Source organism: Burkholderia sp. WSM2232 (assembly GCF_000472545.1).
In the GTDB taxonomy this organism is placed as follows: domain Bacteria; phylum Pseudomonadota; class Gammaproteobacteria; order Burkholderiales; family Burkholderiaceae; genus Paraburkholderia.
The window spans coordinates 566662-589514 of sequence record NZ_KI421432.1 but is presented as its reverse complement, the minus strand read 5'-3'; the positions used below and the strand labels follow the sequence as shown (position 1 = coordinate 589514).

General features: G+C 62.8%; 20 protein-coding genes and 1 pseudogene. 12 read left to right on the top strand and 9 right to left on the bottom strand.

Features of this window, described 5'->3' with window-relative positions:
• Window positions 1-138: 138 nt before the first annotated feature.
• A complete protein-coding gene (locus tag F757_RS0132490; protein ID WP_027214996.1) occupies window positions 139-342 on the bottom strand; it encodes a DUF3562 domain-containing protein in 204 nt (67 codons plus the stop codon).
• A 363-nt stretch (window positions 343-705) separates the two neighbouring features.
• Here F757_RS0132490 and F757_RS0132485 point away from each other — a divergent pair, with 363 nt between their 5' ends.
• From F757_RS0132485 to F757_RS36770, 4 genes are all read left to right on the top strand, one after another.
• Window positions 706-1305: a cytochrome b gene (locus F757_RS0132485; RefSeq protein WP_027214995.1), complete on the top strand. Its 600-nt coding sequence runs from the start codon at window positions 706-708 to the stop codon at window positions 1303-1305.
• 52 nt (window positions 1306-1357) lie between these two features.
• On the top strand, window positions 1358-2809 hold the full coding sequence (locus F757_RS0132480) for a glycosyltransferase family 2 protein (RefSeq protein WP_027214994.1): 1452 nt from the start codon (window positions 1358-1360) through the stop codon (window positions 2807-2809).
• A gap of 156 nt (window positions 2810-2965) precedes the next feature.
• Window positions 2966-4174, top strand: coding sequence for an aromatic ring-hydroxylating oxygenase subunit alpha (locus F757_RS0132475; protein ID WP_027214993.1), 1209 nt, complete (start codon window positions 2966-2968; stop codon window positions 4172-4174).
• 327 nt (window positions 4175-4501) lie between these two features.
• The gene (locus F757_RS36770) at window positions 4502-4942 is read left to right on the top strand and encodes a rubredoxin (protein WP_084531116.1); all 441 of its coding nucleotides are present in this window, start codon (window positions 4502-4504) and stop codon (window positions 4940-4942) included.
• Here F757_RS36770 and F757_RS0132460 read toward each other — a convergent pair.
• The 3 genes and pseudogenes from F757_RS0132460 to F757_RS0132450 form a co-directional block, all read right to left on the bottom strand.
• On the bottom strand, window positions 4939-5787 hold the full coding sequence (locus F757_RS0132460; RefSeq protein WP_027214991.1) for an oxidoreductase: 849 nt from the start codon (window positions 5785-5787) through the stop codon (window positions 4939-4941). The genes F757_RS36770 and F757_RS0132460 overlap by 4 nt on opposite strands.
• A gap of 235 nt (window positions 5788-6022) precedes the next feature.
• A pseudogene (locus tag F757_RS36765) lies at window positions 6023-6142 on the bottom strand (LysR family transcriptional regulator); the annotation flags it as partial.
• Window positions 6143-6216: 74 nt separating this feature from the next.
• Window positions 6217-6522: a DUF3658 domain-containing protein gene (locus F757_RS0132450; protein ID WP_084531113.1), complete on the bottom strand. Its 306-nt coding sequence runs from the start codon at window positions 6520-6522 to the stop codon at window positions 6217-6219.
• A 331-nt stretch (window positions 6523-6853) separates the two neighbouring features.
• Here F757_RS0132450 and F757_RS0132445 point away from each other — a divergent pair, with 331 nt between their 5' ends.
• Window positions 6854-7969 carry a succinylglutamate desuccinylase/aspartoacylase family protein gene (locus F757_RS0132445; RefSeq protein WP_027214988.1) on the top strand — a complete coding sequence of 372 codons (1116 nt, stop codon included), beginning with the start codon at window positions 6854-6856 and terminating at the stop codon, window positions 7967-7969.
• Window positions 7970-8099: 130 nt separating this feature from the next.
• Here the strand turns inward: F757_RS0132445 and F757_RS0132440 are convergent, their stop codons facing one another.
• Together F757_RS0132440 and F757_RS0132435 are read right to left on the bottom strand one after the other, a co-directional pair.
• The gene (locus F757_RS0132440) at window positions 8100-10262 is read right to left on the bottom strand and encodes a phosphocholine-specific phospholipase C (RefSeq protein ID WP_027214987.1); all 2163 of its coding nucleotides are present in this window, start codon (window positions 10260-10262) and stop codon (window positions 8100-8102) included.
• A gap of 57 nt (window positions 10263-10319) precedes the next feature.
• Window positions 10320-10664 carry a hypothetical protein gene (locus tag F757_RS0132435; protein ID WP_027214986.1) on the bottom strand — a complete coding sequence of 115 codons (345 nt, stop codon included), beginning with the start codon at window positions 10662-10664 and terminating at the stop codon, window positions 10320-10322.
• 176 nt (window positions 10665-10840) lie between these two features.
• On the opposite strand from F757_RS0132435, the gene F757_RS0132430 reads away from it, so the two are divergent.
• From F757_RS0132430 to F757_RS0132410, 5 genes are all read left to right on the top strand, one after another.
• Window positions 10841-12826 (top strand): amylo-alpha-1,6-glucosidase, encoded by a 1986-nt coding sequence (locus F757_RS0132430; protein WP_027214985.1) that lies wholly within the window; start codon window positions 10841-10843, stop codon window positions 12824-12826.
• Between the two features lie 51 nt (window positions 12827-12877).
• Entirely contained in the window at window positions 12878-15709 is a 2832-nt protein-coding gene (locus F757_RS0132425; RefSeq protein ID WP_027214984.1) for an MGH1-like glycoside hydrolase domain-containing protein, read from the top strand.
• 88 nt (window positions 15710-15797) lie between these two features.
• Window positions 15798-17417: a glucose-6-phosphate dehydrogenase gene (gene zwf / locus F757_RS0132420; RefSeq protein ID WP_027214983.1), complete on the top strand. Its 1620-nt coding sequence runs from the start codon at window positions 15798-15800 to the stop codon at window positions 17415-17417.
• Between the two features lie 35 nt (window positions 17418-17452).
• Window positions 17453-18253: an ROK family protein gene (locus F757_RS0132415; protein WP_027214982.1), complete on the top strand. Its 801-nt coding sequence runs from the start codon at window positions 17453-17455 to the stop codon at window positions 18251-18253.
• Window positions 18254-18293: 40 nt separating this feature from the next.
• Window positions 18294-18857: a YbhB/YbcL family Raf kinase inhibitor-like protein gene (locus F757_RS0132410; protein WP_027214981.1), complete on the top strand. Its 564-nt coding sequence runs from the start codon at window positions 18294-18296 to the stop codon at window positions 18855-18857.
• 49 nt (window positions 18858-18906) lie between these two features.
• On the opposite strand, the gene F757_RS0132405 is transcribed toward F757_RS0132410, so the two are convergent.
• A complete protein-coding gene (locus F757_RS0132405) occupies window positions 18907-19902 on the bottom strand; it encodes an aldo/keto reductase (RefSeq protein ID WP_027214980.1) in 996 nt (331 codons plus the stop codon).
• 206 nt (window positions 19903-20108) lie between these two features.
• Between F757_RS0132405 and F757_RS0132400 the strand changes: the two genes are divergently transcribed.
• A complete protein-coding gene (locus F757_RS0132400; protein WP_051376914.1) occupies window positions 20109-20822 on the top strand; it encodes a nitroreductase in 714 nt (237 codons plus the stop codon).
• A 61-nt stretch (window positions 20823-20883) separates the two neighbouring features.
• On the top strand, window positions 20884-21195 hold the full coding sequence (locus F757_RS0132395) for a high-potential iron-sulfur protein (protein WP_027214978.1): 312 nt from the start codon (window positions 20884-20886) through the stop codon (window positions 21193-21195).
• Between the two features lie 20 nt (window positions 21196-21215).
• On the opposite strand, the gene F757_RS0132390 is transcribed toward F757_RS0132395, so the two are convergent.
• Window positions 21216-21566, bottom strand: coding sequence for a DOPA 4,5-dioxygenase family protein (locus tag F757_RS0132390; RefSeq protein ID WP_027214977.1), 351 nt, complete (start codon window positions 21564-21566; stop codon window positions 21216-21218).
• Between the two features lie 35 nt (window positions 21567-21601).
• Window positions 21602-22078 carry a GNAT family N-acetyltransferase gene (locus tag F757_RS0132385; RefSeq protein ID WP_027214976.1) on the bottom strand — a complete coding sequence of 159 codons (477 nt, stop codon included), beginning with the start codon at window positions 22076-22078 and terminating at the stop codon, window positions 21602-21604.
• Between the last annotated feature and the right edge of the window lie 775 nt (window positions 22079-22853).

The window sequence follows — 22853 nt, the reverse complement described above, 5'->3', positions numbered from 1 at the left end:
CAGTCTAGCAGCGGGAAAAAATAAGCGGTGGGCTCCATGCAATCGCGCGCGCATTCATTCATTCAGCCGACGAATGACAGATCGCCAAAGCAATCGGCTGCGCGCTACGACGGCCATTGCGCCGGGGCAGCGGCCGTATCAGTGCTCGCGATGCGACCCATCGCGAAGCTTGTTGCGCACCTTCTTCGCCGCGAATAGCGGCACGTAATCCTGTACGCGGGCCTGATGGCGATAATCGGCCAACGTGTCCGCATACATCTTCGAGACGGTTTCGGTCGGCGTATCGGTTTCCTCTGCAATGCTTCTCACCACTTCGTCTACATTTGGCTCGGGTTGCGACATCGGATCTCTCCAGTTAAGCGGCGTGGGCCAGGCGAGTGCGGCAAACACAGGGCTTTTTATTAGAGGATGCGATACGCTGCCATGCCAATTGAATCGGTCTATCGCGCGTTGCACGCCACAGAGATTTTTTTCTTGCGTCGCGAATAGCGCGACCCTTGGGCGCGCTCGCAGACCGGCGAGATGAAACGAACCGAAACAGATCATTCAGCGCGAGATGGAATAAAACGGCACACTGCGCGGTTCTGTCAATGAACGGCACGCCACTGCAAGCCGCCCCTCGAATCTGTCGCTGCGGTTTGGCCGACATTTTCCCGACGTTTAACTGAAAATTTGCTGACGATCTGCTCGCCGATCGCACGACCTATGAACACGCACGCTCAACGCCTGACCGGAGAAACCGAAGCAACCGCGCCATCGCGCTACACACGCACGGCGATCACGCTGCATTGGCTGATCGCTCTGCTCATTGTGGGCAACGTCGTGCTGGGCCTCGGCGCGGAGTCGCTGCCCGACGACTGGGTGCGGCTAGCGGTCGATACACACAAGTCCATCGGCATCACGGTGCTCGGCCTTGCGCTGATGCGGGTCTTATGGCGCGTATCGCACAAGCCACCGCCGCTGCCGCGCGAATTTCCGTCGTGGGAAAAGATTGCCGCCCATGCGGCGCATTTTCTGCTCTATCTGTTGATGATCGCGCTACCGCTCTCCGGTTGGCTGCACGATTCCGCGTGGAAAGATGCGGCTACACATCCCATGCGTCTGTTCGACCTGTTCGAGTGGCCGCGCATCGGCTACATCATGAACATGGCGCCGGCACTCAAGGAAACGCTGCATGACCGCTTCGGCGCATTGCATACGTGGCTCGGCTATGCACTGTACGCGTTGCTTGCCATGCATGTCGGCGGTGCGCTGAAGCACGAGTGGATCGACCGCAAATCGGTGCTGAAACGCATGCTGCCCTGAGCGCTGCGTGGCTCATGTTCCGAAACCGCAACCACACCCATCCTTCCCGACTTTGAAAAACACCCTGGAACAGGCGTTCGCGCTTGCATCGCCTCGTCTCGTGCCGCGCGGCACGACGTTTTCGAGCACGCTGATTCATGCCGCCGTGGTCGCCGCGTGGTTACTGCTGTTCGCCCGTGCGTTCTTTCTGCACGGCGTGGTGGCGTGGTCCACCGGCATCGTCTACGTGCTTTACGACACGTTGCTGCTTGCGTTCGTCACGTGGAAAGCCTTGCCCTTGATGCGCCGTGCGCCGCCCCTCGAGCCTGACAACGATCAGCGCAGTTTGCCTGACATGGGCGTGATCGTGGCCTCGCACAACGAAGCGGCCGTGCTGCCCGTCACCATCGCGGCGTTGCTTCGGCAGGTGCACGGTCCCGCGCAAATCGTAATTGCCGACGACGGCTCCACCGATCAGACTCACACGCTGCTCACTGACCGCTTCGGCCTCGTTGCGCCCGCCGAGGGCAAACTCAGCGCGCCGAGCGCGCTTTACCCGAATCTGTTCTGGCTGCGCATGCCGCACGGCGGCAAGGCGCGCGCGCTGAACGCGGCGATCACGCTCATGACCACCGAAACCGTGATGACGGTCGACGCCGACACGCTTCTCGACGACGACGCCACCTACGCCATGCGCGCCGCTTTCGCGAGCGACCCGAAGCTCGTCGCGGCTGCCGGCATTCTGGTTCCGGTGTGCGGCAAGTCGGCGTCGGGCCGCGTGCTGCAATGGTTCCAGACCTACGAATACATGCGCAACTTCATCGCGCGTTTTGCGTGGATGCGCGCCGACAGTCTGCTACTCGTGTCAGGCGCCTTCGCGTCGTTCAGGCGCGACGCGCTCGTCGACGTCGGCGGTTTCGATCCACAGTGCTTGGTGGAAGACTACGAACTGATTCACCGGCTGCGCCGCTATTCCGTCGACCACGGCCTGGGCTGGGACGTGCGCGTGATCGGCGGCGCGCATGCGCAGACGGACGCGCCCGACAACCTCGCGGGTTTTCTGCGCCAGCGCCGCCGCTGGTTCGCGGGCTTCCTGCAGACGCAGTACTGGAATCGCGACATGACCGGCAACCCGCGTTACGGCACGCTCGGCATGCTGATGCTGCCGGTGAAGGCGCTCGACACGATGCAGCCGATCTACGGCCTGACCGCGTTCGCCTTGCTGCTCGCATTCCTGTTCGGCGGCCACGGCGCGCTTGTGATTTCCATCTTCAGTGTGATCGGCGTCAAAACGGCGATCGATCTGGCCTTCTATCTTTGGAGCATCCATCTCTACCGACGCTGGACCGGCGCGCGCAGCGGCGCCGGCATGGGGATGGCAATGCTCGCGGCGGTGGCCGAGCCGTTCACGTTCCAGTTGCTGCGGCACGCGGGCGCGGCGCTCGGCTGGCTGCAGTTTCTGCGCGGCGGCCGCGCGTGGGGCGTGCAGCGCCGCACAGGCCTGGTGTCGCGCGAGGACGCCTAAAGAGCGACCCCAGCAAGGCTCGCTTTTCAGGTCCCGCGGCGCGGCGTTATGACCCCGCCGGACCCATGCCGTGCCCGCTTCGAGTAGACTGACGACGATAACGGCCGCGACAGGCGGCCGCCTACTCTATCCGCACGTGCACGGAGGCTCCACACTATGCATGCTGTTCCCCCGCTCGAACAAAACACCGTCGAGGCGTCGCCAACGCATGCGGCATCGCCGAAAGCCGCTCCCGCGCAGGGGCCGGCTGCCAACGACGCGCCAGTGCGCGACTTGCGCCGCGTCGGCATCCATCCGGATTACTGGTATCCGCTCGCGTGGTCGCATGAAGTGAAGCGCGGCAAGACGCATGGGGTCACGTTCGCGGGCGATCCGATCGTGCTCGCGCGTACCGAGTCCGGCAAGGTGTTCGCGCTCGAGGACCGCTGCGCGCATCGGCAGGTGCCCTTGCACCAGGGCGTGGTCGACGGCGAATCGATTCGTTGCGGCTACCACGGCTGGACTTACGACTGCTCGGGCAAATGCATCGACGTGCCGTACCTCGGGCGCGAGCGTCTGCCGAATGGCGTGCGTTCCTACCCGTGCCGGGAAGTGGAAGGGCTCATCTTCGTGTTTCCCGGCGATCCGGCGATGGCCGAGGTGCGTCCCCTGCCCAAGCTCGGCTCCGTGTCGGACAAGAAGTACAAGACGCGGCGCTTTGGGCGTCCGGTGAATTGCCACTACTCGTTCATGCACGAAAATCTGATGGACATGAACCATCAGTTCCTGCATCGCCGGCAGATGGGCCAGATGCGCGCGCGTTCGCTCGGTCGGCGGCGCGGCGAAGGCTGGGTCGAAGTCGACTACACGTTTGCGCGCATGGCCGGCCAGCAGCCTATTGGTGAGGCGATCGTGTTCGGCCAGAGCCGCAAGACGGGCGGCGACAACGACAAGGACGTGATGACGATCCGCACCGAGTATCCGTATCAGACGCTGCAGATTCGCACGTCCGAAAAGACACTGGTGATGGATCTGTGGATCGTGTATGTGCCGCTCGACCGCGAGCAGCGCACCAACCGCACGTTCGGGCTGTTGTCGATTCGCAAGCCGGGCATTCCCGGTGCACTGAATCTCGCATGGCCGCTGCTGGTGTGGTTCACTGAGCGCATCTTCAAGGAAGACCGCGAGATCGTCGAGGCTGAGCAACGCGCGCACGATTCGCAGGGCGCAGACTGGAATCATGAGGTGTTCCCGGTTATCAACGACTTGCGCGCGCTGCTGCGCGAAAGCGGGGCGCCCGACCAGGTGGTTGGCGCGGGCTCGGGGCATACCGAAGTGATCCGTTTCTGGGACTCGCGTCAGGGCAATCCGGTGGCTAAAACCTGAGCCTCGCGCGGCGGGCCGCTTTCCGGCTTGCCGCGAATGAATGCATCTCCGCGTTGTGAATAATCCTGCACGGGCAGGCGGCGATAATAGCGCTCAGTCGGCAACGCCTTGCTAACTGATGCGAGCGGGTTTGCGCCAATCGGCATGGGCCGCGGCGCGACCCGTGTACTATTGCGCTTTTTCTGATCTCTGAAGACCGCCCCGTGACCACGCAACAACTCCCCGCCTCGGCTCGCAAATCCCTTACTCTGCTTCAACTTCTGGGTCTGATCGCCGCCGCCGGTGTGATCGCCGACATCGTGCTGAATCTGTTCGTCTAACGCCGTCATGTACAAGAAGGGCGTAGCACTGGAACTCCAGTTTTCACCCGAACGGCTCAACGACGGCGCTGGCGACCCATACTGGATCGATCTTACGCAAGACGAGGCGCAGCGCCTGCTGGAACGGTTGCAAGCGCGCCTCGCCAGCCACGGCGCGAGGACTGAGGCGCCGCTCGTCGTCAGCCTTGACCAGACCGCGGATTCGCAACCGCGCGGCACGCCGAACCCGCCGGCCGCGAACGCGAATGCCATCAATGCCGCCAATGCCTTGGCCGCCGCCGACCTGAAGCAGTGGGTCTGTGTAATCTGCGGCTGGATCTACGACGAAGCCGCCGGCTTGCCGGAGGAGGGCATCGCGCCGGGCACGCGCTGGGCCGACGTTCCCGCCGACTGGCGTTGCCCGCTGTGCGACGTGGGCAAGGAAGACTTTGCGCTGGTGGAGTTCTAGGCGTCCGGGTAATCGGCGCCTACGGTAGTGGCTTCCCACGCATCGAAGTCGCCGCGCATGGAGTCCAGCTTCTTGCGCGCAAGTTCCAGCGCGGTTTTGCCGAGCAGCAAACGCAGAGGCGGCTTGTCCGAGAGCGCGGCGTCGATGATCGCTTGCGCCGCGCGCACCGGATCACCGGCCTGCTTGCCGCTGCGCGCCTCCGTCTGCTTGCGCCGCTCGCCGGCCGTGGCCGCATAGTCGTCGATGACGGTGGCCGATTGCTTGATCGACGGGCCGGCCCAGTTGGTGCGGAACGGGCCGGGCTCCACTATCAGCACGCCGATGCCGAGCGGCGCGACTTCGGTGGCAAGCGATTCGGACAAGCCTTCCACCGCGTATTTCGTCGCATGGTAATAACCGGTTGCCGCAAAGCTGGTGAGCCCGCCGATAGACGACACATTCACGATGAGGCCGCTACGTTGCTCGCGCATGATCGGCAACACGGCCTTCGTGATGTCGACCAGACCGAACACATTGGTCTCGAACATGGCTCGCACTTCGCGATCTTCGCCTTCTTCGATTGCGGCGAGATAACCGTAGCCGGCGTTATTGACGAGCGCGTCGATGCGGCCAAAGCGCTGCTTGGCCTGTGCGACGACGTTGTCGATCTGCGCGCGGTTCGTCACGTCGAGCGGCGCGACGAGCGCGCGCTCGCCGTACGGCTCGGCAATGTCTTTCACTTTGGATACGTCGCGCGCGGTGACCACGGCGCGCCAGCCGCGCTCCAGCACCAGTTTTGCGAGTTCGCGGCCAAAGCCGGTTGAACAGCCGGTAATCAGCCAGACGGGATTGTCTCGATTCATCATGTGGGAAAACTCCTGTTGATGGTCTGCGACATTGCCTCGCGCTTTCGTTTTGATTAACGCATTGAATGCTGTGTGAATGTTGTGTGCGCCGGGCAGGGGGCTCCAATTGTAGTCGCAGTGCGGCGGCCTTGCTGGCAGCGCCCGCGACGAACGCGCGAGCCAGAGAATGCCCGGCCGATGCTCCCGTGGCACCAAGCTTACGCGCAACGGCGAGGCCGCAACCGCGTCAGTCGTCTTACCGCCCTTGCACCGTACGCGTGTACGACGCGAGTATCGTCGCAAGTTCCTGCGCGGCGGGTGTGAGTGGAATGGCTGCGCGTTGCAGCAGGCAGACGGTTTGCTCGATCGCGCGTTTGGGGCGCACAGGGCTCGCTGGCGCGACGCCGCGAAACGCTACGCTTTGACGAAGAAAAATTGATGTGCGACTTTTCACGCTTTAGTCGGCAACCGAACTTCGGTGTGTCTGATGTCCAGTGCATCGCCCGTAATTTCGAGCTTTCCAGTGGCCGCAAGCATTCCTATCCTTTGTGCGTAAAAAAGATCGGGTATGTCTTTGATGTGCTCGCTGTTTTCAACGAGGGCCGTTCCTACCACCCTTGAAACCTTTCGCCAGTTGCTGATGACGTTGCGCATAATCGCTTCGTCAATCTGCTGAAGCTGCGCCGCATTCAAGCTCTGCACAGCTTGTTCTTGTCGCGAGGTCATTGGAATAGTTTCACTCTGTTTTGGATTCATAGAGATACGTCGAACAATTTGACCTGGAAGCCGGCCCTCGATCCAACTCCCAAGTGTGAGGGCCGAGGCTGATAGCGAGGCCGGCGCGCACTAGCGATTTTCCAAGCGCCTCCGCATCGAGCCGGCAAACAGCCGGACATGCATTTTTGCCATGAACCGCCCCAGACGGTCTGTCGGTTGGGATCATAGCGCGCCGTTGAACATAACGTCCTGCAGGCGGACCTTTCTTCCGCACAGCCGTCAGTGCACCTGGTCGCGGCGAAAAGCAATTTCGACCCATACGGCAATTGATGCCCGCGCTTGGGGCTCTCCAACCACACGCTCTTCTGTCATGAACAGGCAATCGCATCCGCTTCTTTCGCCGGCTATCGGAACACATCGCGAACTCGTGTCGTTTCACTTCGGCGCGGCCCACAGCGGAGAAAAGATCTATATCCAGGCCTCGCTGCACGCCGACGAAACGCCCGCCATGCTGACCACGCTCCTGCTCAAGCGCCGTTTGCTCGAACTCGAAAGGCAAGGCGCGCTGAATGCACAGGTCGTGCTCGTGCCCGTCGCAAACCCGGTCGGACTCGCACAATATGTGCTCGGACAGTTTGTGGGGCGCTTCGATCTGGCAAGCGGCAAGAACTTTAACCGCCATTTCTTCCAGTTTCCGAAACTGGTCGCGCAGGCTCGCGAAGCGCTAGGTCCGAACCCGGCGGAAAACGTGCGGATCATTCGCCGGCTGATTGCGGCGGAACTTGCCGCGCACAAGCCGTTGAGCGAATTCGAGTCGTTGCAGTTGTCGCTGCTCAAGCTTTCGTTCGACGCCGACGTGGTGATCGACCTGCACTGTTCACTCGAAGCCGCAATGCATCTCTACACGAGCGAGGCGGCGTGGCCGCAGTTCGAACCGTTGGCGCGTTATCTCGGCGCACAGGCGTCGCTGCTTGCAACGAATTCCGGCGGCGAGGCGTTCGACGAAACGCACAGCCTGCTCTGGTGGCGATTGCAGCAGGAGATGCCGGCCGACAAGCCGGTGCCGAACGGCGCCGTTGCGGTGACGGTGGAATGCCGCGGCCAGCGCGACGTTTCATACGAAGCGGCGCAGCAGGACGCCGACGCGATCGTCGATTACCTTGCGTGGCGCAAGGCCGTGGTGCTTGAGGCGAAGCCATTGCCGCCGCTACTGACGGCCGCCACGCCGCTTGCCGGCAGCGAACAGTTTTACGCGCCCGTGAGCGGCATTCTCGTGCATCGCGCGAAGATTGGCGACAAGATCAGCGTCGGGCAGCCGCTGTTCGATATCGTCGATCCGTTGACGGACGAAACCACCACGCTGACCAGCAACACAGAAGGTGTGTTCTACATGCGCCGCGCCATCCGCTTCGTCACGGCAGGCGCGCCGCTGGGCCGTGTGACGGGCGCACGGCCCTTTAGAACCGGAGTGTTGCTGGGCGCGTAAATGGCGGCGTGATGGCGGCGTAATGGCGCACTCATGAAGTCCCGCCGCATCAAAATGCTGCGCGCGACCGAGGCTCCAGCCAGACGCGCCGATACCGCGCGCGTCTGACCGAAGCCTCACATTTCCTGCCTCAGTTCGCCACCAGCACCGGCGCAATAGCAGCCGGATCGCTGATGCTCGGTCTGCCATTCTCCACATGGCCCGCCATGCGGCGCGAGAAGCTGTCGTCGTCGTTGCTCGTCACGGTCAAGTCGTACCAGTGGTGGCTCGACGCGAGCACCCATGCTTCTTCGATATGCGCGCCGGCCGGCACGATCACCGGACGCGCGCGGGCACCATACGCGTTGTCGGTCACCGTCAGGCGCGCGAGGCTTCCGCCCTTGTTGCTGAACTTGAGGAACACGTTGCCATTGGCGACATCGTATTGGACCTTCACTTCAGGCTGCGCCGGCTTGTCCTGGTGGTGGCCGCCCGCGGTTCGCGCGAGCTGCGTTGCAGCTTGCGCCGCGGCTTGCGTATTACCCGCGAATTTGCGCACGAAGCCATTTGGGCCGAACACTTCGAATGCATAGACGCCGTTGGTCAGCGTCAGGTCGAACGACTCGTCAAGCGACTTGCCGGCTTCGACGGTGTAACGCCACGGACCATCCGTGCGGTTTGCCGAGTACACATAGAAGTGCGCGCCCTGTGCGCCGGTATTGCCGAACGAAATCTCGAAGGTGTTCTGCTTCGCGTTTGCGTGGCCGTTCACATGCAGTTCGTACGGCAAGGCGCGTGCGAAACGGATACCGCTTTCCTGCGGATCGATCGTGCCTGGCGTCGCGGGAACCGTGGGCTTCGGCTGCGTGGCGCACTGGTTGTCGGCAATGCTCTTGTAGTTGCTCGTGTCCGGCAGGGGCGGGATTCGCGAATCAGGCGTGCGGAAGTCGAACGCCGTGGTCAGATCGCCGCATACGGCGCGGCGCCATGCGGTGATGTTGGGCTCCGCCACGCCAAAGCGCGTTTCGATGAAGCGGATCACCGACGTATGATCGAACACCTGCGAGCACACGAAGCCGCCCTTGCTCCACGGCGAGACGATGGTCATCGGCACGCGCGGGCCGAGGCCGTATGGCAGACCGTCGGCCGTATATTTGCCGCCGCGCCCCGGGTTCACCACGTTGTGTATTTCGCCTTCCGTGCTGACCGTGGACTTGCCCTGCGCGGCCGTGGTGGCGGGCTGCGGCGGCACGATGTGGTCGAAGAAGCCGTCGTTCTCGTCATACATGATGAAGAGCACCGTCTTGCTCCATACCTCCGGGTTGGCGGTCAACGCGTCGAGAATCTGCGACGTGTATTCGGCACCGTAAGCGGGCGTGTATTGCGGATGCTCCGAGTATGCGGCGGGCGGGCACAGCCACGACACTTGCGGCAAGCGGTTCGCGAGTACGTCGGCCTTGAGGTCGTCGATGGTGCGCACCGTTTGCGCGCGTTCATACAACGGCGAGCCCGGCTGCGCATTGATGAAGTTCGTGAAGTTCTGCAGGATGTTAGTGCCGTAGTTGCCGTTCAGCGGATCGGCGCCCGTCAGCCCTTGCTGGTAGATCTGCCATGAAATGCCGGCCGCTTGCAGGCGCTCGGGGTAGGTCGTCCACGAAAGCAACTGATAGTTCGGCGGGCCGTCGCCGTCCACCCAATCGTTGTTGTCGAGCAGCGGGCCGCCGAACTTGCCGGTCGGGTCCACGGTGCCCGTCATGAGGTACGAGCGGTTCGGGTGCGTCGGGCCCGGCAGCGAGCAGAAGTACGCGTCGCAAACCGTGAATGCGTCGGCGAGCGCATAGTGGAACGGAATGTCGCTGCGCAGGTGATAGCCCATCGTCATGTCGGTCTTGTTGGCCGGCCACTGGTCGTAGCGACCGCCGTCTATCGCGGCGTGCGTCTTGTACCAGCTGTGATCGAGGTCGCCCACGCATTGCGCGCTGGTGGTCGATGTATCCAGGTGAAACGGCAGCACGGGCCTGGTCGGGTCCGCCTTCGACGGCTGATACCACACCGGCTTGCCGCCTGGCAGCGGAATCGGGAAGCGGTCGTTGTAGCCGCGCACGCCGCGCATATGGCCGAAGTAGTGATCGAACGAGCGGTTTTCCTGCATGAACACGACAATGTGTTCGACGTCGCGAATGGTGCCGGTGCGCGAGAATGCGGGAACGGCCAACGCATTGCGAATGGACTCGGGCAGCGCGGTAAGCGCGGCGGCAGCACCCGCGGATGAAGCCACGGTCTGCAGGAAACGGCGACGGCTATTTGATGTCATGGAATATCACCTTCTGCGGGGGGAAGAATAGCGCGCCTCGCGCGCCGGTGGAATCGGTCAGTTGCTGCTCGCGCTGTCGCCGGGTGCGTAACGCATGACGGGCGCCACTTGCTGGCTGTCCGCAGCCAGGCTGGCTTGCATGTTTTGCGCGATGGTGTCGGAAGCGAGAGCGGCGTTGGCGGCGAGCGCCGCACTTGCGTCGGGCATCGCGGCGGCAGACAAAGCGGGTGAGCGTGCCGTGTCGAAGGCTGTGCGACTTTCGCCGTTATTCGAAGAGGCCGACGATGGCGATGCAGACGCATTGGCATTGGCGGATGTAGAGTCGTCCGCGCCGCAGCCGCTTAGCGTGAAGGTTGCGAGTGCAACGAACATGACGACGACGAGACGTTTTTCTCTGCTCATGTCTGCATCCTGTTTCGTGAAAGCGGATGCAGTCTCCAACCCTTTCAAGAAATAATTGTGAAACGTTTGCGAGTGGAAAAAACGACTCGCGTTTGTGAGTTGTTCGAAAGGAACCGGAAAGTGATAAGTAGGAGAATGGACACATCAGCGCCTTCTTTCGCACCATTGCTCACGCCATGACACATTTCGAACGACCTTTCGACATGAGGCGCCTCGAAGACGAATGGCTGGAAGCAGACGGCCTGGGTGGCTTTGCGTCGGGCACCGTGGGCACGTTGCGCACGCGCCGCTATCACGCCCTGCTGCTCGCGGCCACGCGTCCGCCGGCGGGCCGCATGGTGCTTGTCAATGGTGTGGAGGCGTGGCTCGAAGCCGATGGCGAGCGTTATCCACTGAGCATGCAACGCTATGAGCCCGACGTGCTGTACCCGGATGTCACGGCGAACCTGCTCGAGTTCACCACTGAGCCGTGGCCAACTTGGCGCTTTCAGTTCAATGCGCAAACGCTGATCACGGCGGAAGTATTCGTGAGCAAGGCGACATGCGAAACGGTATTGCGCTGGCGGCGGGAACCTGTGCCCGAGGTGTCGCCAAGTGCATCGCAATCTGGCGCGCTTACGTTGAAAGTCAGGCCCTTGCTGTCAGGCCGCGACTATCACGCGCTGCATCACGAGAACGCGGCATTCAACTTCACCGCACACATCAGCAGCGACACCTGTTGCGCGAGTTGGCAACCGTACGGCAACGTGCCGTGCATTTATGCCGCGACCAACGGCAGTTATGTGCACGCGCCCGACTGGTATCACAACTTCAGCTACGTTCGGGAGTATGAGCGCGGCCTTGACTTCAGCGAGGACCTCGCGACGCCTGGCGTGTTCAGCTTCGATCTGGCAAATGCCGGAGCCGAAGCCGTGATGATTTTGAGCGCATCCGATACGACGTCCGCGAACACTGCTGCCGCAAGCCGCGCTGCAACGCTCGCGCAAACCGAACAGCAGCGCCGCACCGCATTCGGCTCGCGCCTGCAACGTTCCGCCGATGCCTATGTCGTGCAGCGCAACGAGGGCCGCACGATACTCGCGGGTTTTCCGTGGTTCACGGATTGGGGTCGCGACACGTTTATTGCAATGCGCGGCTTGCTCATCGCAATTGGCCGGCTGGACGCCGCCGAAGCGATCTTGCTCGAATGGTCCGGCACCTTGTCCGACGGCATGCTGCCGAATCGTTTTCCCGACTATGGCGACACGCCCGAATACAACTCCGTGGATGCAGCGCTGTGGTTCATCGTTGCGGTGCACGACTACCTCGCAACTGGCCATGCGGGCGCCGCAACGAAGGCGCGCCTTCAGGCAGCCGGCGACGCCATTCTCGCAGGCTACACGCAAGGCACGCGCTATAACATCAAGGCATCCGCGGACGACGGCTTGCTGTGCGCGGGCGTCCCCGGCATGCAGCTCACGTGGATGGATGCAAAGGTCGGCGACTGGGTCGTGACGCCGCGCATCGGCAAGCCGGTTGAAGTGCAGGCACTGTGGATCAACGCATTGCGCATTGCAGCAACGTGGAACACCCAATGGCAGAAACCGGCGGAGCGCGCCTTGCAGGCGTTTCAGGCGCGTTTCGTCGATCCTTCGACGCAAGCGCTTTTCGACAACATAGACGTGGATCATGTAAGCGGCGCAGTGGACCGCTCGATTCGTCCGAATCAGATATTCGCGATCGGCGGCCTGCCGTTCTCCTTGCTCGAAGGCGCGGCGGCGCGCGCAGTGGTGGACCAGGTAGAAACGCATTTGCTGACGCCGCTCGGTTTGCGCACCCTCGCGCCCACGGACCCCGCTTATCGCGGCCGCTATAGCGGCGCGCCCTACGAACGCGACGGCGCCTATCATCAGGGAACGGTGTGGCCGTGGCTGCTCGGCCCGTTCGTCGAGGCCTGGCTGCGTGTGCGCGGCAATGCAGAAGAGGCCCGCCAGCAAGCCAGAACCCGTTTTCTCGATCCGCTTTACATGCATCTCGATCACGCCGGGCTCGATCACATTTCCGAAATCGCAGACGGCGACGCACCGCATGCGCCCGCCGGCACGCCGTTCCAGGCGTGGTCGCTTGGCGAACTGCTGCGCGTCGAGCAATTGCTTGCACGGTTGGATCGCAACATCGCGTAAACCGCGCTACGATGTGTGTCCCACCGCCAAGCCCGACGCAAGGAAGCTGTCATGCCACCGCTGCGCGCTGCGAATCTGTTCGCCACCACTGAGGGTTCACGTCTGCATTCGGCGGATTGTGCTCACTGGCAGCGCTGGGGACCGTACCTCAGCGAACGTCAGTGGGGCACGGTGCGCGAGGACTACAGCGCGAACGGTACCGCCTGGGAGTACTTTCCGCACGACCATGCGCGCAGCCGCGCGTACCGCTGGGGCGAAGACGGCATTGCCGGTTTCGGCGACGACACGCTGAGCTGGTGCGTGTCGCTTGCGCTATGGAACCGCAAGGACCCCATTCTCAAAGAGCGGCTCTTTGGTCTCACGAATGCGCAGGGCAATCACGGCGAGGACGTGAAGGAGTTGTACTTCTATCTCGACGGCACGCCCACGCATTCGTACATGCGCATGCTCTACAAGTATCCGCAGGCCGCTTATCCGTATCAGGACCTGATCGAGGAAAACGCGCGGCGCGGCGGCGACATGCCGGAGTACGAAATTCTCGATACTGGCGTGTTCGACGATTTGCGCTACTTCGACGTACAGGTCGAATATGCGAAGCACGCGCCCGACGACATCGTGATGCGCGTGACAATCGAGAATCGCGCGGACGAGTCCGCGTCGCTCGATGTGCTGCCGCAAATCTGGGCGCGCAATTCGTGGTCGTGGAAAGAGAACCCCGACAAGCCGTCGCTGGTCGCAACTACCGACCATGACGGCAACGCGCAATTGATCGGACACCAGCATGGACATGCGCCGATTGTCGTGACGGCCTGGTCGAACGACGCACCGCACGTTGCGTGGCTCTTCTGCGAAAACGACACGAACGTGCAGCGCCTCTACGGCATGGAAGCGCAAGGACCCTTCAAGGACGGCTTTAACGATTACCTCGTGCATGGCGATCAACAAGCGGTGCGTCGCGACCGCGGCACGAAGGCGGGCGCGCATGCGGCGATTGAACTTGGCCCGCATGGACGCGCCGTGGTGTACATGCGCTGGCGTCCCGAGGCGAGTCCCGACGAGGTGCCGCTCGACGCCGACGCGCTCTTTGCAAAGCGAATCGCCGAAGCCGACGAATTCTACGGCGCACTGCAACGCGACATGGACGACCCGGACGCGCGCCTCGTGCAGCGCCAGGCGCTAGCGGGCATGCTGTGGTCCAAGCAGTACTATCGGTACGACGTGCATCGCTGGATAGAAGGCGACCCGTTGCAGCCCGAGCCGCCCGCCGCGCGCAAACGTGGCCGCAACGCGGACTGGATGCACCTGTGCAACGCGGACATCGTGTCGATGCCGGACAAGTGGGAGTACCCGTGGTACGCGTCGTGGGACCTCGCGTTTCATGCGGCGGCGTTCGCATTGATCGACCCTGCGTTTGCGAAACGTCAATTGCTGCTGCTGGTGAAGGACCGCTATCAGCATCCGAATGGGCAATTGCCGGCGTATGAATGGGCGCTCGGCGACGCCAACCCGCCGGTGCACGCCTGGGCCGCGTGGCGCGTGTACGAGATCGACCGCGCACTCACCGGCAAGCCTGATCGCGACTTTCTCGAGCTTATTTTTCACAAGCTGCTGCTCAACTTCTCCTGGTGGGTGAACCGCAAGGACGCGGACGGCCGCAATATTTTTCAGGGCGGCTTTCTCGGCCTCGACAACGTGGGCATTTTCGATCGTTCGTCGCCGCTGCCTACCGGCGGGCATATCGATCAGGCGGACGGTACAGCGTGGATGGCTGCCTACGCGCTCGACCTCATGCGTATCGCGCTTGAACTGGCGTATGCGAACCACGTGTTCGTCGATATCGGCGTGAAGTTTTTCGAGCACTTCCTGTATATCGCGCAAGCCGTGAGTTGCGACGACGGCTGCGACACCGGACTATGGGACAGCGAAGACGAATTCTTCTACGACAAGCTGCGCCTGCCCGACGGCACCAGTGTGCCCATGCGCGTACGCTCGATTGTCGGGCTCATTCCGCTGTTCGCCGTGCATGTTCTGGAAGAGCGCCTGCATGGCGAATTGCCCGGATTGCGCGATCGGCTCATGTGGTTCCTCAAGCATCGGCCAGACCTTGCGAAGCTGGTCTCGCGCTGGAACGAACCCGGCAAGGGCAACGCACTGCTGCTGTCCGTGTTGCGCGGACATCGGATGAAGGCGCTGTTGCGGCGTGCGCTCGACGAAAGCGAGTTTCTCTCCGACCACGGCGTGCGCGCCCTGTCGCGCAGTCACCGCGATCATCCGTTTGTGTTCAATCACAACGGCAACAGCTTCACCGTCGCCTATCTGCCGGCGGAGTCGGACACGCGCGTGTTCGGCGGCAATTCGAACTGGCGCGGCCCGGTGTGGATGCCCGTCAACTATCTGTTGATCGAGTCGCTGTATGAGTTCCACCGCTATTACGGCGACGCGTTCCGCGTCGAATATCCGACAGGCTCGGGACAGAAATTCTCGCTGTGCGAAATTGCCGATGAGCTCGCGCGTCGGGCCACGACGCTGTTCCTCAAGGACAAGAATGGCGAGCGTCCTGTGATGGGCGCCTACCCGTTGCTGCAAGCCGACCCGCGTTCGAGCGATCTGATCCTGTTCCACGAGTACTTTCACGGCGACAACGGACGCGGCGTGGGCGCCTCGCATCAAACGGGCTGGACGGGGCTTGTCGCATTGCTGCTGCAACCACGCGAGATGGCCGCGTCAGGCAGTGTGCCGCTCGCGGGCGAGCCGGGGCGTGCACCGATCCCAATGGCCCCGTCCAGTCCGGCGCCGCGCACGGAGGCCGCCCCCGAGGCCGCGCCCGAGCCGGCGGCTGAGCACGAAGCGGCCTCGGCGTTGGCAAGTAGTCCGGTGAAATAGAGCTGTGTGGTGGTTGAACTGTGTGGGTGCGGGCGTGGTCTTTCCAGTATTGCCACGTCCGTTTCATTGGCGCTTCCAAGTGAATCCCATGTCGACTACACCGAACTCTCAAGCCGCTCATGCTTCGAACGCGGACGCTAACAGCAATGTCGCCACGGCGCGCAGTTGCAAAGTGAGCGCGAGCGCTCACGGCGCGCCGGCGTCGCCCGCGGGCAAACGGCCTGCGCCGCCTTGCACGCTGGTCATTTTCGGCGCGGGCGGCGACCTGACAAAACGGCTTCTCATGCCCGCGCTCTACAACCTCGCGGTGGACGGCCTGCTGGACGACGGCATGCAGATTGTCGGCGTGAATCACGGCGAGCGCGAAACCAACGAGTGGGTCGAAGACCTGCACCAGTCGCTGCAAAAATTCGCTGCCGACAAAGCCAGCACCTTTCACGCCGGTAAGCTCGACGACAAAGCGTGGGACTGGGTCGCGCAACGCCTCGAGTACATGACCGGCGACTTCGAGACGCCGGACACCTTTGCGCGTCTCACGCAGAAGCTCGCTCAGGCGCCCGGCGGCAATGTGATTTTCTATCTGGCGGTCGGCTCGCGCTTCTTCAAACCGATCGTCGGGCATCTCGGCGAGTCGGGCTTGCTGAAGGAGGGCGCTGGCTTTCGCCGCATCGTGATCGAAAAGCCGTTCGGCAACGACCTCGCATCGGCGCGCGATCTGAACGCCCACATTCTTTCGTACGCGCAGGAATCGCAGGTCTATCGCATCGATCATTTTCTCGGCAAGGACACTGTGCAAAGCATCCTGGCGGTGCGCTTCGCAAACGCACTATTCGAGCCTGTGTGGCGGCGCGAATATATCGACAGCGTGCAGATCACGGCGGCCGAAACCATTGGCGTTGAAGGGCGCGGCAAGTTCTACGAGCAGACCGGCGCGTTCCGCGACATGGTGCCGAATCACCTGTTCCAGTTGCTCGGCATGGTGGCGATGGAGCCGCCCAACTCGTTCGACGCGGAAGCCGTGCGCGATAAAAAAGCGGAAATTTTCGACGCCATCTTGCCGCTCACACCTGATGACGTCGTATTCGGCCAATACGAAAAGGGCCCTGCGGGCGTGGCTTATCGCGAGGAGCCCGATGTCGCGCCCGACAGCAGCACGGAAACGTATGCCGCCGCACGCGTATTCATTGAGAACTGGCGCTGGGCCGGCGTGCCTTTCTACCTGCGCACGGGCAAGCGGCTGGCCGCGCGGCGCACGGAAATTTCCGTGCAACTCAAGCCTGTGCCGTTCCGGCTGTTTCGCGATACGCCGGTCGGCGCACTCACGCCCAATGTGCTGACCTTGCGCATCGATCCGGCGCATGGCACGAGCTTCGATTTCAACGTCAAAACGCCGGGACCGGTGATGCAGGTCGGCCCGGTGCAGTCTTCGTTCGACTACGGCGATTTCTTCGCCGAGCGGGCGAACGTCGGCTATGAAACGCTGCTGTACGACTGCATGCTCGGGGACGAGACGCTGTTCCAGCGCGCCGACAGCATAGAAACGGGCTGGTGCGCGGTTGACGGAGTGCTGCACCCAAAAACCGGCGGCGCGCTTGCGGTGCACGGCTATGCAGCGGGCAGCGCAGGACCGGCCGAAGCCGATGCGATGCTCGCACGCGACGGCCGCGCATGGCGGCCGTTGACCACAGCCGCGGTCGAGAAGAAGTGAAAGCCCTGAGCATAACCACACCAACGGGGGTAACCGTGGCGACATCCAAAGATAAGGCAGCAACCAGCAACGAAAGGATTCTTGCAATCGACGTTGGCGGCACTGGCCTGAAAGCGGCCATCATCAATGCAAACGGCGAGATGCAAACCGAGCGCGTGCGCGTGGGCACGCCGCACCCTTGCACGCCTGAGCAACTGGTCGATGCGTTGGCCACACTGGTCGAGCCGCTCATCGCAAAGGCACCCGCGCAGTTGATGTCGATCGGCTTTCCCGGCGTGGTGCGCGACAACCGCATTCTGACGGCGCCGCATTTCGGCGTGGAAGGCTGGCGCAACTTTGCGCTTGCCGACCTGCTCGCGCAAAAACTCGGCGGCGTGCCGGTACGCATGATCAACGACGCGGAAATGCAGGGCTTCGCCGCGATAGAAGGCAAGGGCATTGAATTTGTACTGACGCTCGGCACGGGCGCGGGAACGGCGCTCTTTCGCGACGGCGAGCTGATGCCTCATCTTGAACTCGCGCATCATCCGGTCAGCAATAAGGGCGTGGCTTATGACGAATACATTGGCGAAGCGGCGCGCGAGAAAGCCGGGAATAAACGCTGGAACCGGCGTGTTCATAAGGTGATCGGCATACTCGAATCGCTCGTGAACTACGACCGGCTGTGGATTGGCGGCGGCAACGCGGCGCGCCTCAAATTCGAGTTGCCCGCGAACGTGGCAACCGTTTCGAACGACGCGGGCATTCAAGGCGGGGCGCGGCTGTGGCATCCGCGGTCGGTGCGCGAAACGCGGCAGTTGCCCGAAGCCAATGCACGCACGGGCAAGTTCAGGTAGACCTCGACAGACGCGCAGCTATAGCTGGAGCAAAAAGTACATGATGGGAACGGCTTACCGTGGCGCTGTACGGCGCCTTGCTTGTGTGGGTGCGTTGCTCGCGCTCGGCGTGGCGCAGGCTCACGCCGCTGAGGCATTTACCCTGACTTCGCCTGGTCTGTCCGACGGCGGCACACTTGAATCGACGCACGCGGCCAGCGCCAACAACTGCGGCGGCGGCAACGTGTCGCCCGCGCTGCAATGGCGCAACGTGCCCGCGGGTACCAGGAGCTTCGCCGTGACGATCTTCGATCCCGACGGCGCCAAGGGGCTGGGCATTGTGCATTGGGTGCTGTATGGCATTGCCCCTTCGGTTACCGCACTGGAGGCGGGCGCCGCGCCGCCTGCAGGCAGCGTCGCGGGAACCAACCGGACGGGCGGCCCCGGCTATTACGGTCCGTGTCCGCCGGTCGGCGACGTGCCGCATCACTATCTCGCGCAGGTGTATGCGCTCGATCTCGCGCCGAACGCCTTACCGGCGGGCCTCACCCGAGAGGCGTTGCTTGCCGCCATGAAGGACCATGTGGTTGCGGCCGCCAGCACGGTGCTCAGATACGGGCGCTGAGCGCAGCACGTTGAGCCGCGCCCAGTCGCCTTGCACGGCGGTGCGGCGATCAGCGCGCCGCGTCACCCCAGCGGTATTCGACACTGGCTTCGTCGAGCTGCTTTTTCAGTTCTGCGTCCAGTTCGAACTCGGATGCCGCGAGCGTATCGCTTAACTGCTCGGCGCGGCTCGCGCCAATAATCGCCGACGTGACGAGCGGGTTGGCGAGCACCCACGCAAGCGACACTCGTGTGAGCGATTCGCCGGTCGGTGCCACAACCGCTTTCAGACGCTCGATAGTCTCGAACTCGCGTTGATGCCAGTAGCGCTCCTGATACATCGAACCCGCCGTGCCGACGCTCTCAGTGAAGCGGCCCGACGTGGGCGTTGCATCGAGCTTGTGCTTGCCGGTCAGCAAGCCGCCCGCCAACGGGTTATACGGCATCACGGCGAGTTGCTCTTCGGCGGCGAGAGGCAGCAGTTCGCGTTCGATCTGGCGGAACAGCAGGTTATAGCGCGGCTGCACCGACACGAAGCGCGCCACGCGTAGCACGTCCGCGCGGCCGAGCGCACGCGCGAGCCGATACGCAAGAAAATTGGACACGCCGATATAGCGCGCCTTGCCCGAGCGCACAATCACGTCCAGCGCTTCTAGTGTTTCGTCGAGCGGGGTGTTGGCATCGTCGGAATGAAGTTGATAGAGGTCCACGTAGTCGGTGCCAAGACGCTGCAGCGAGGCGTCGATCGCATCCAGCAGGTGCTTGCGCGACGCGCCCTGGTCCCAGGCGTTCGGGCCCATTTTGCCCACTGCCTTGGTCGCCAGAATGAAGCGGTCGCGCTTGCCTTTCAGCCAGCGCCCGACGATTTCCTCCGTGCGTCCCGCGTTTTCTTCGCCGCCGCCGAGCGGGTAGACGTTGGCCGTATCAATGAAATTCACGCCGGCATCCGCAGCGGTGTCGAGAATACGGCGCGAAGCGTCTTCTTCGGTTTGCAGGCCGAAGGTCATGGTGCCAAGACACAGGCGCGAAACAGTCAGGCCCGTGCGGCCGAATTTGCGGTATTGCATGCTCAACTCCGGAATTGGATAAAACGATTGCGATGGAAAGCCGTGCGAAAAGCGTGCAAAGAGGATAAACGCAAAACGAGAGTCGCGTTCGCGGGCGCGGCAATGCGCATTCAAATCGTAAGCTGCGTGCCTGCGCGCGTACGAAGCGCCGCTCGCGCTAGAATCGTTGCAGCCCATTCGTCTGCCGCTCATGCGGAATTCCAACGATGACACAGCCGATGCACGAAGCCCCACCTCACGCGGCCAATCCGGTCGACGCCGCACTGCTCACGCGCCGCTCCGTGCGCGCGTTTCTGCCAACGCTGGTGCCGCGCGCCGAGATCGAGGCGATTCTCGAAGTGGCAAGCCGCGCGCCGTCGGGCACCAATACACAGCCGTGGAAGGTGTATGTGCTGACGGGCAGCGCACTCGCGCGTTTGTCCGGAGCGTTGGTCGCGGCCTATGACAATCCGCAGCGCGACGAGCTTTATCGCGAGGAGTACGCGTACTATCCGCGCGACTGGGTGTCGCCGTATATCGACCGCCGCCGCAAGATCGGCTGGGACCTGTATGGCCTGCTGGGTATCGGCAAGGGCGACAAGGCCCGCATGCATGAGCAGCACGCGCAGAACTATCGCTTCTTCGGTGCGCCGGTGGGTCTGTTTTTTACCATCGACCGGGTGATGGAACGCGGCAGTTGGCTCGATTACGGCATGTTTCTGCAAGCCATCATGACCGCGGCGCGCGGGCGTGGCCTCGATACCTGTCCGCAGGCCGCTTTCACGCCGTTTCATCAGGTGATTGCGGCACAACTCGGGCTGCCGCCCGAAGAGCAACTGGTGTGCGGCATGTCGCTCGGTTTTGCGGACGAAAGCGCGCCGGTCAACGCGCTTCGCACCGAGCGCGAGCCGGTTGAACGATTCACGCGATTTCTCGATTGAGCGGTAGCCAGTCAGCGCTTGTTGTCAGCGCATGTCCCCCAATTCGCATCGGAGAAAAACAATGAAAACGTCGCGCCGCCATTTTCTGTTGATGAGCGTGAGCGCCGGCTCGTCGCTCGCGCTTTCACGCACGGCATTCGCCGCCGGCGCGAATACGCTCAGCGAAACGGATCCGCAAGCCCGGGCGCTCGGCTATACGGAAGACGCGGCAAAGGTCGATAAGGCCAAATTTCCGCAGTACAAGGCGGACCAGAAGTGCAGTACCTGTTCGCTGTTCCAGGGAAGCGCGACCGACACGTACGGCGGCTGCACGCTGTTTGGCGACAAACAGGTTGCGGCGCGCGGATGGTGCAGTTCGTACACGAACATGTGAGCGGCGCGGCCGCGTATTGGTCAGATCAACGCGTCGAGCACAAGCTGGTGTGAGCGGCCAATCCATATCGCGGCGTCGCGATGATCGCGCAACGCGTCGCCAGTGTTGGGATGCACGAAGATGTCGAGCGCGCCGTGGTTGAGCGTGAGCCATGCAATCAGATCGCCGAACTGCTCATGCGCGAACGCCAACTGATACGACCACATAGGATGCGGCCCGACCGGACGCTCGTGAAAGCGGCCCATTTGCAGCTTGCCTTGCCAGTGGGCTTCGATTTGCTCGCGCAAAGCCCACGCGGGCTCGCGCGTCGTCGCATCGAAATAGACATGTGCGTGCCAGTTGCGAATGGCTGAAGTGTGACGAAGAGTCATGCTGGGTTCTTGATGAGTCAGTCGTTATCCGCCATTTATTCTGCTTCGGTTTCCGCCGACACGCGCCGCGGCGCGCGCCTCATGTGAAACTCTCTTTCATCTTCGCCCGTAATTGCGAAGCCGAGTCGCTCATAAAGGCGCCGCGCCGGATTGCCTTTTAGCACCTTGAGCGCGACGGGTAATGCGACAGCGTCGGCCGCGCGCAGCACCGTGCGCAGCGCGTGCTCGCCGATGCCGCGCCCTTGCAGTGCGGGCGCGATCTGCAATTGAACGACCAGCCACTCAGTATCAGTGCGATGTGCTTTGAGCAAACCGGCACGCATTCCGTCGACACATATGACGCGCGCCGCGTCGTAACGGTGCAGCACGCGCGCGCGATGCGCGGTGTCGTCCGTGGGCTCGCCGACGCGCGCGAGGTGCTCGGTCATCGTCGCCTTGCGCAGTTCGAAGAGAAACGCTTCGTCTTCGGCGGTGGCGGGGCGCAGCGTGATAGCAGGGTCGGCATCGGACATGTCCAGGCGCTCTCGGGCGCGCGGCCCGTTAGTAAGAATGGGCGTGAATTGTCACGCCGGCAGCGCATTTTTACCATGCATCGGCATTTGAGCGGTTGGGCCTGCGCAGTGAATGGACCCGCCTCGCGGTTCGTACTGCGGCCCGACGTCGCGCCGTCGGTCGCGGTTTTTTCCGCGGTGCATCAGGCGCCGCCGATGCTTGCCGCTTGCGTGCGGCATCGCGGGTGCCTTTGTCGCACGCGGCCGAAGCGAAGCGTAGTGCATTTTGGGTCTATTGGCATGTGCCTTGCTTTTGTCGTACCCGCGAATCGATACGCGCGCAGGTCCAGGACCTCGCGGCGCGACACGCCGAAACGCCGCCGAACGGTAGCCAGCGCTACAGAACGATACCCACGGCGCCAACTGGCCCACGACCAACAATGCTGAATACGAAACCACACATTCTGACGCGCGCAATAAACGGCGACGTGACAACGCTTGTGTTCTATCCCGACACAGGCTGTCTGCGTTTCACCGATTCGCGCGGTGTGGTCAGCCAGGAATTGCGACCGCCGCATTCCTGGTTTGCAATTGCGTCCGCGTCGCGCGGAGTGCGCGGCGGGACACACGCGATGTCCGCTAGCTTGAGTACGCTGTTGCATGACTTCTGTGTGAAACATTCGCGCGCGTCGAGTAACGCGCCGCGCGTGCCGACGCTTACGCACGCGCGTGCGTTTTCGTCGCCGATGGGCCTCGGGAATTTGCCGGCGTCGCCGCCGATGAATTCGTCGACGGG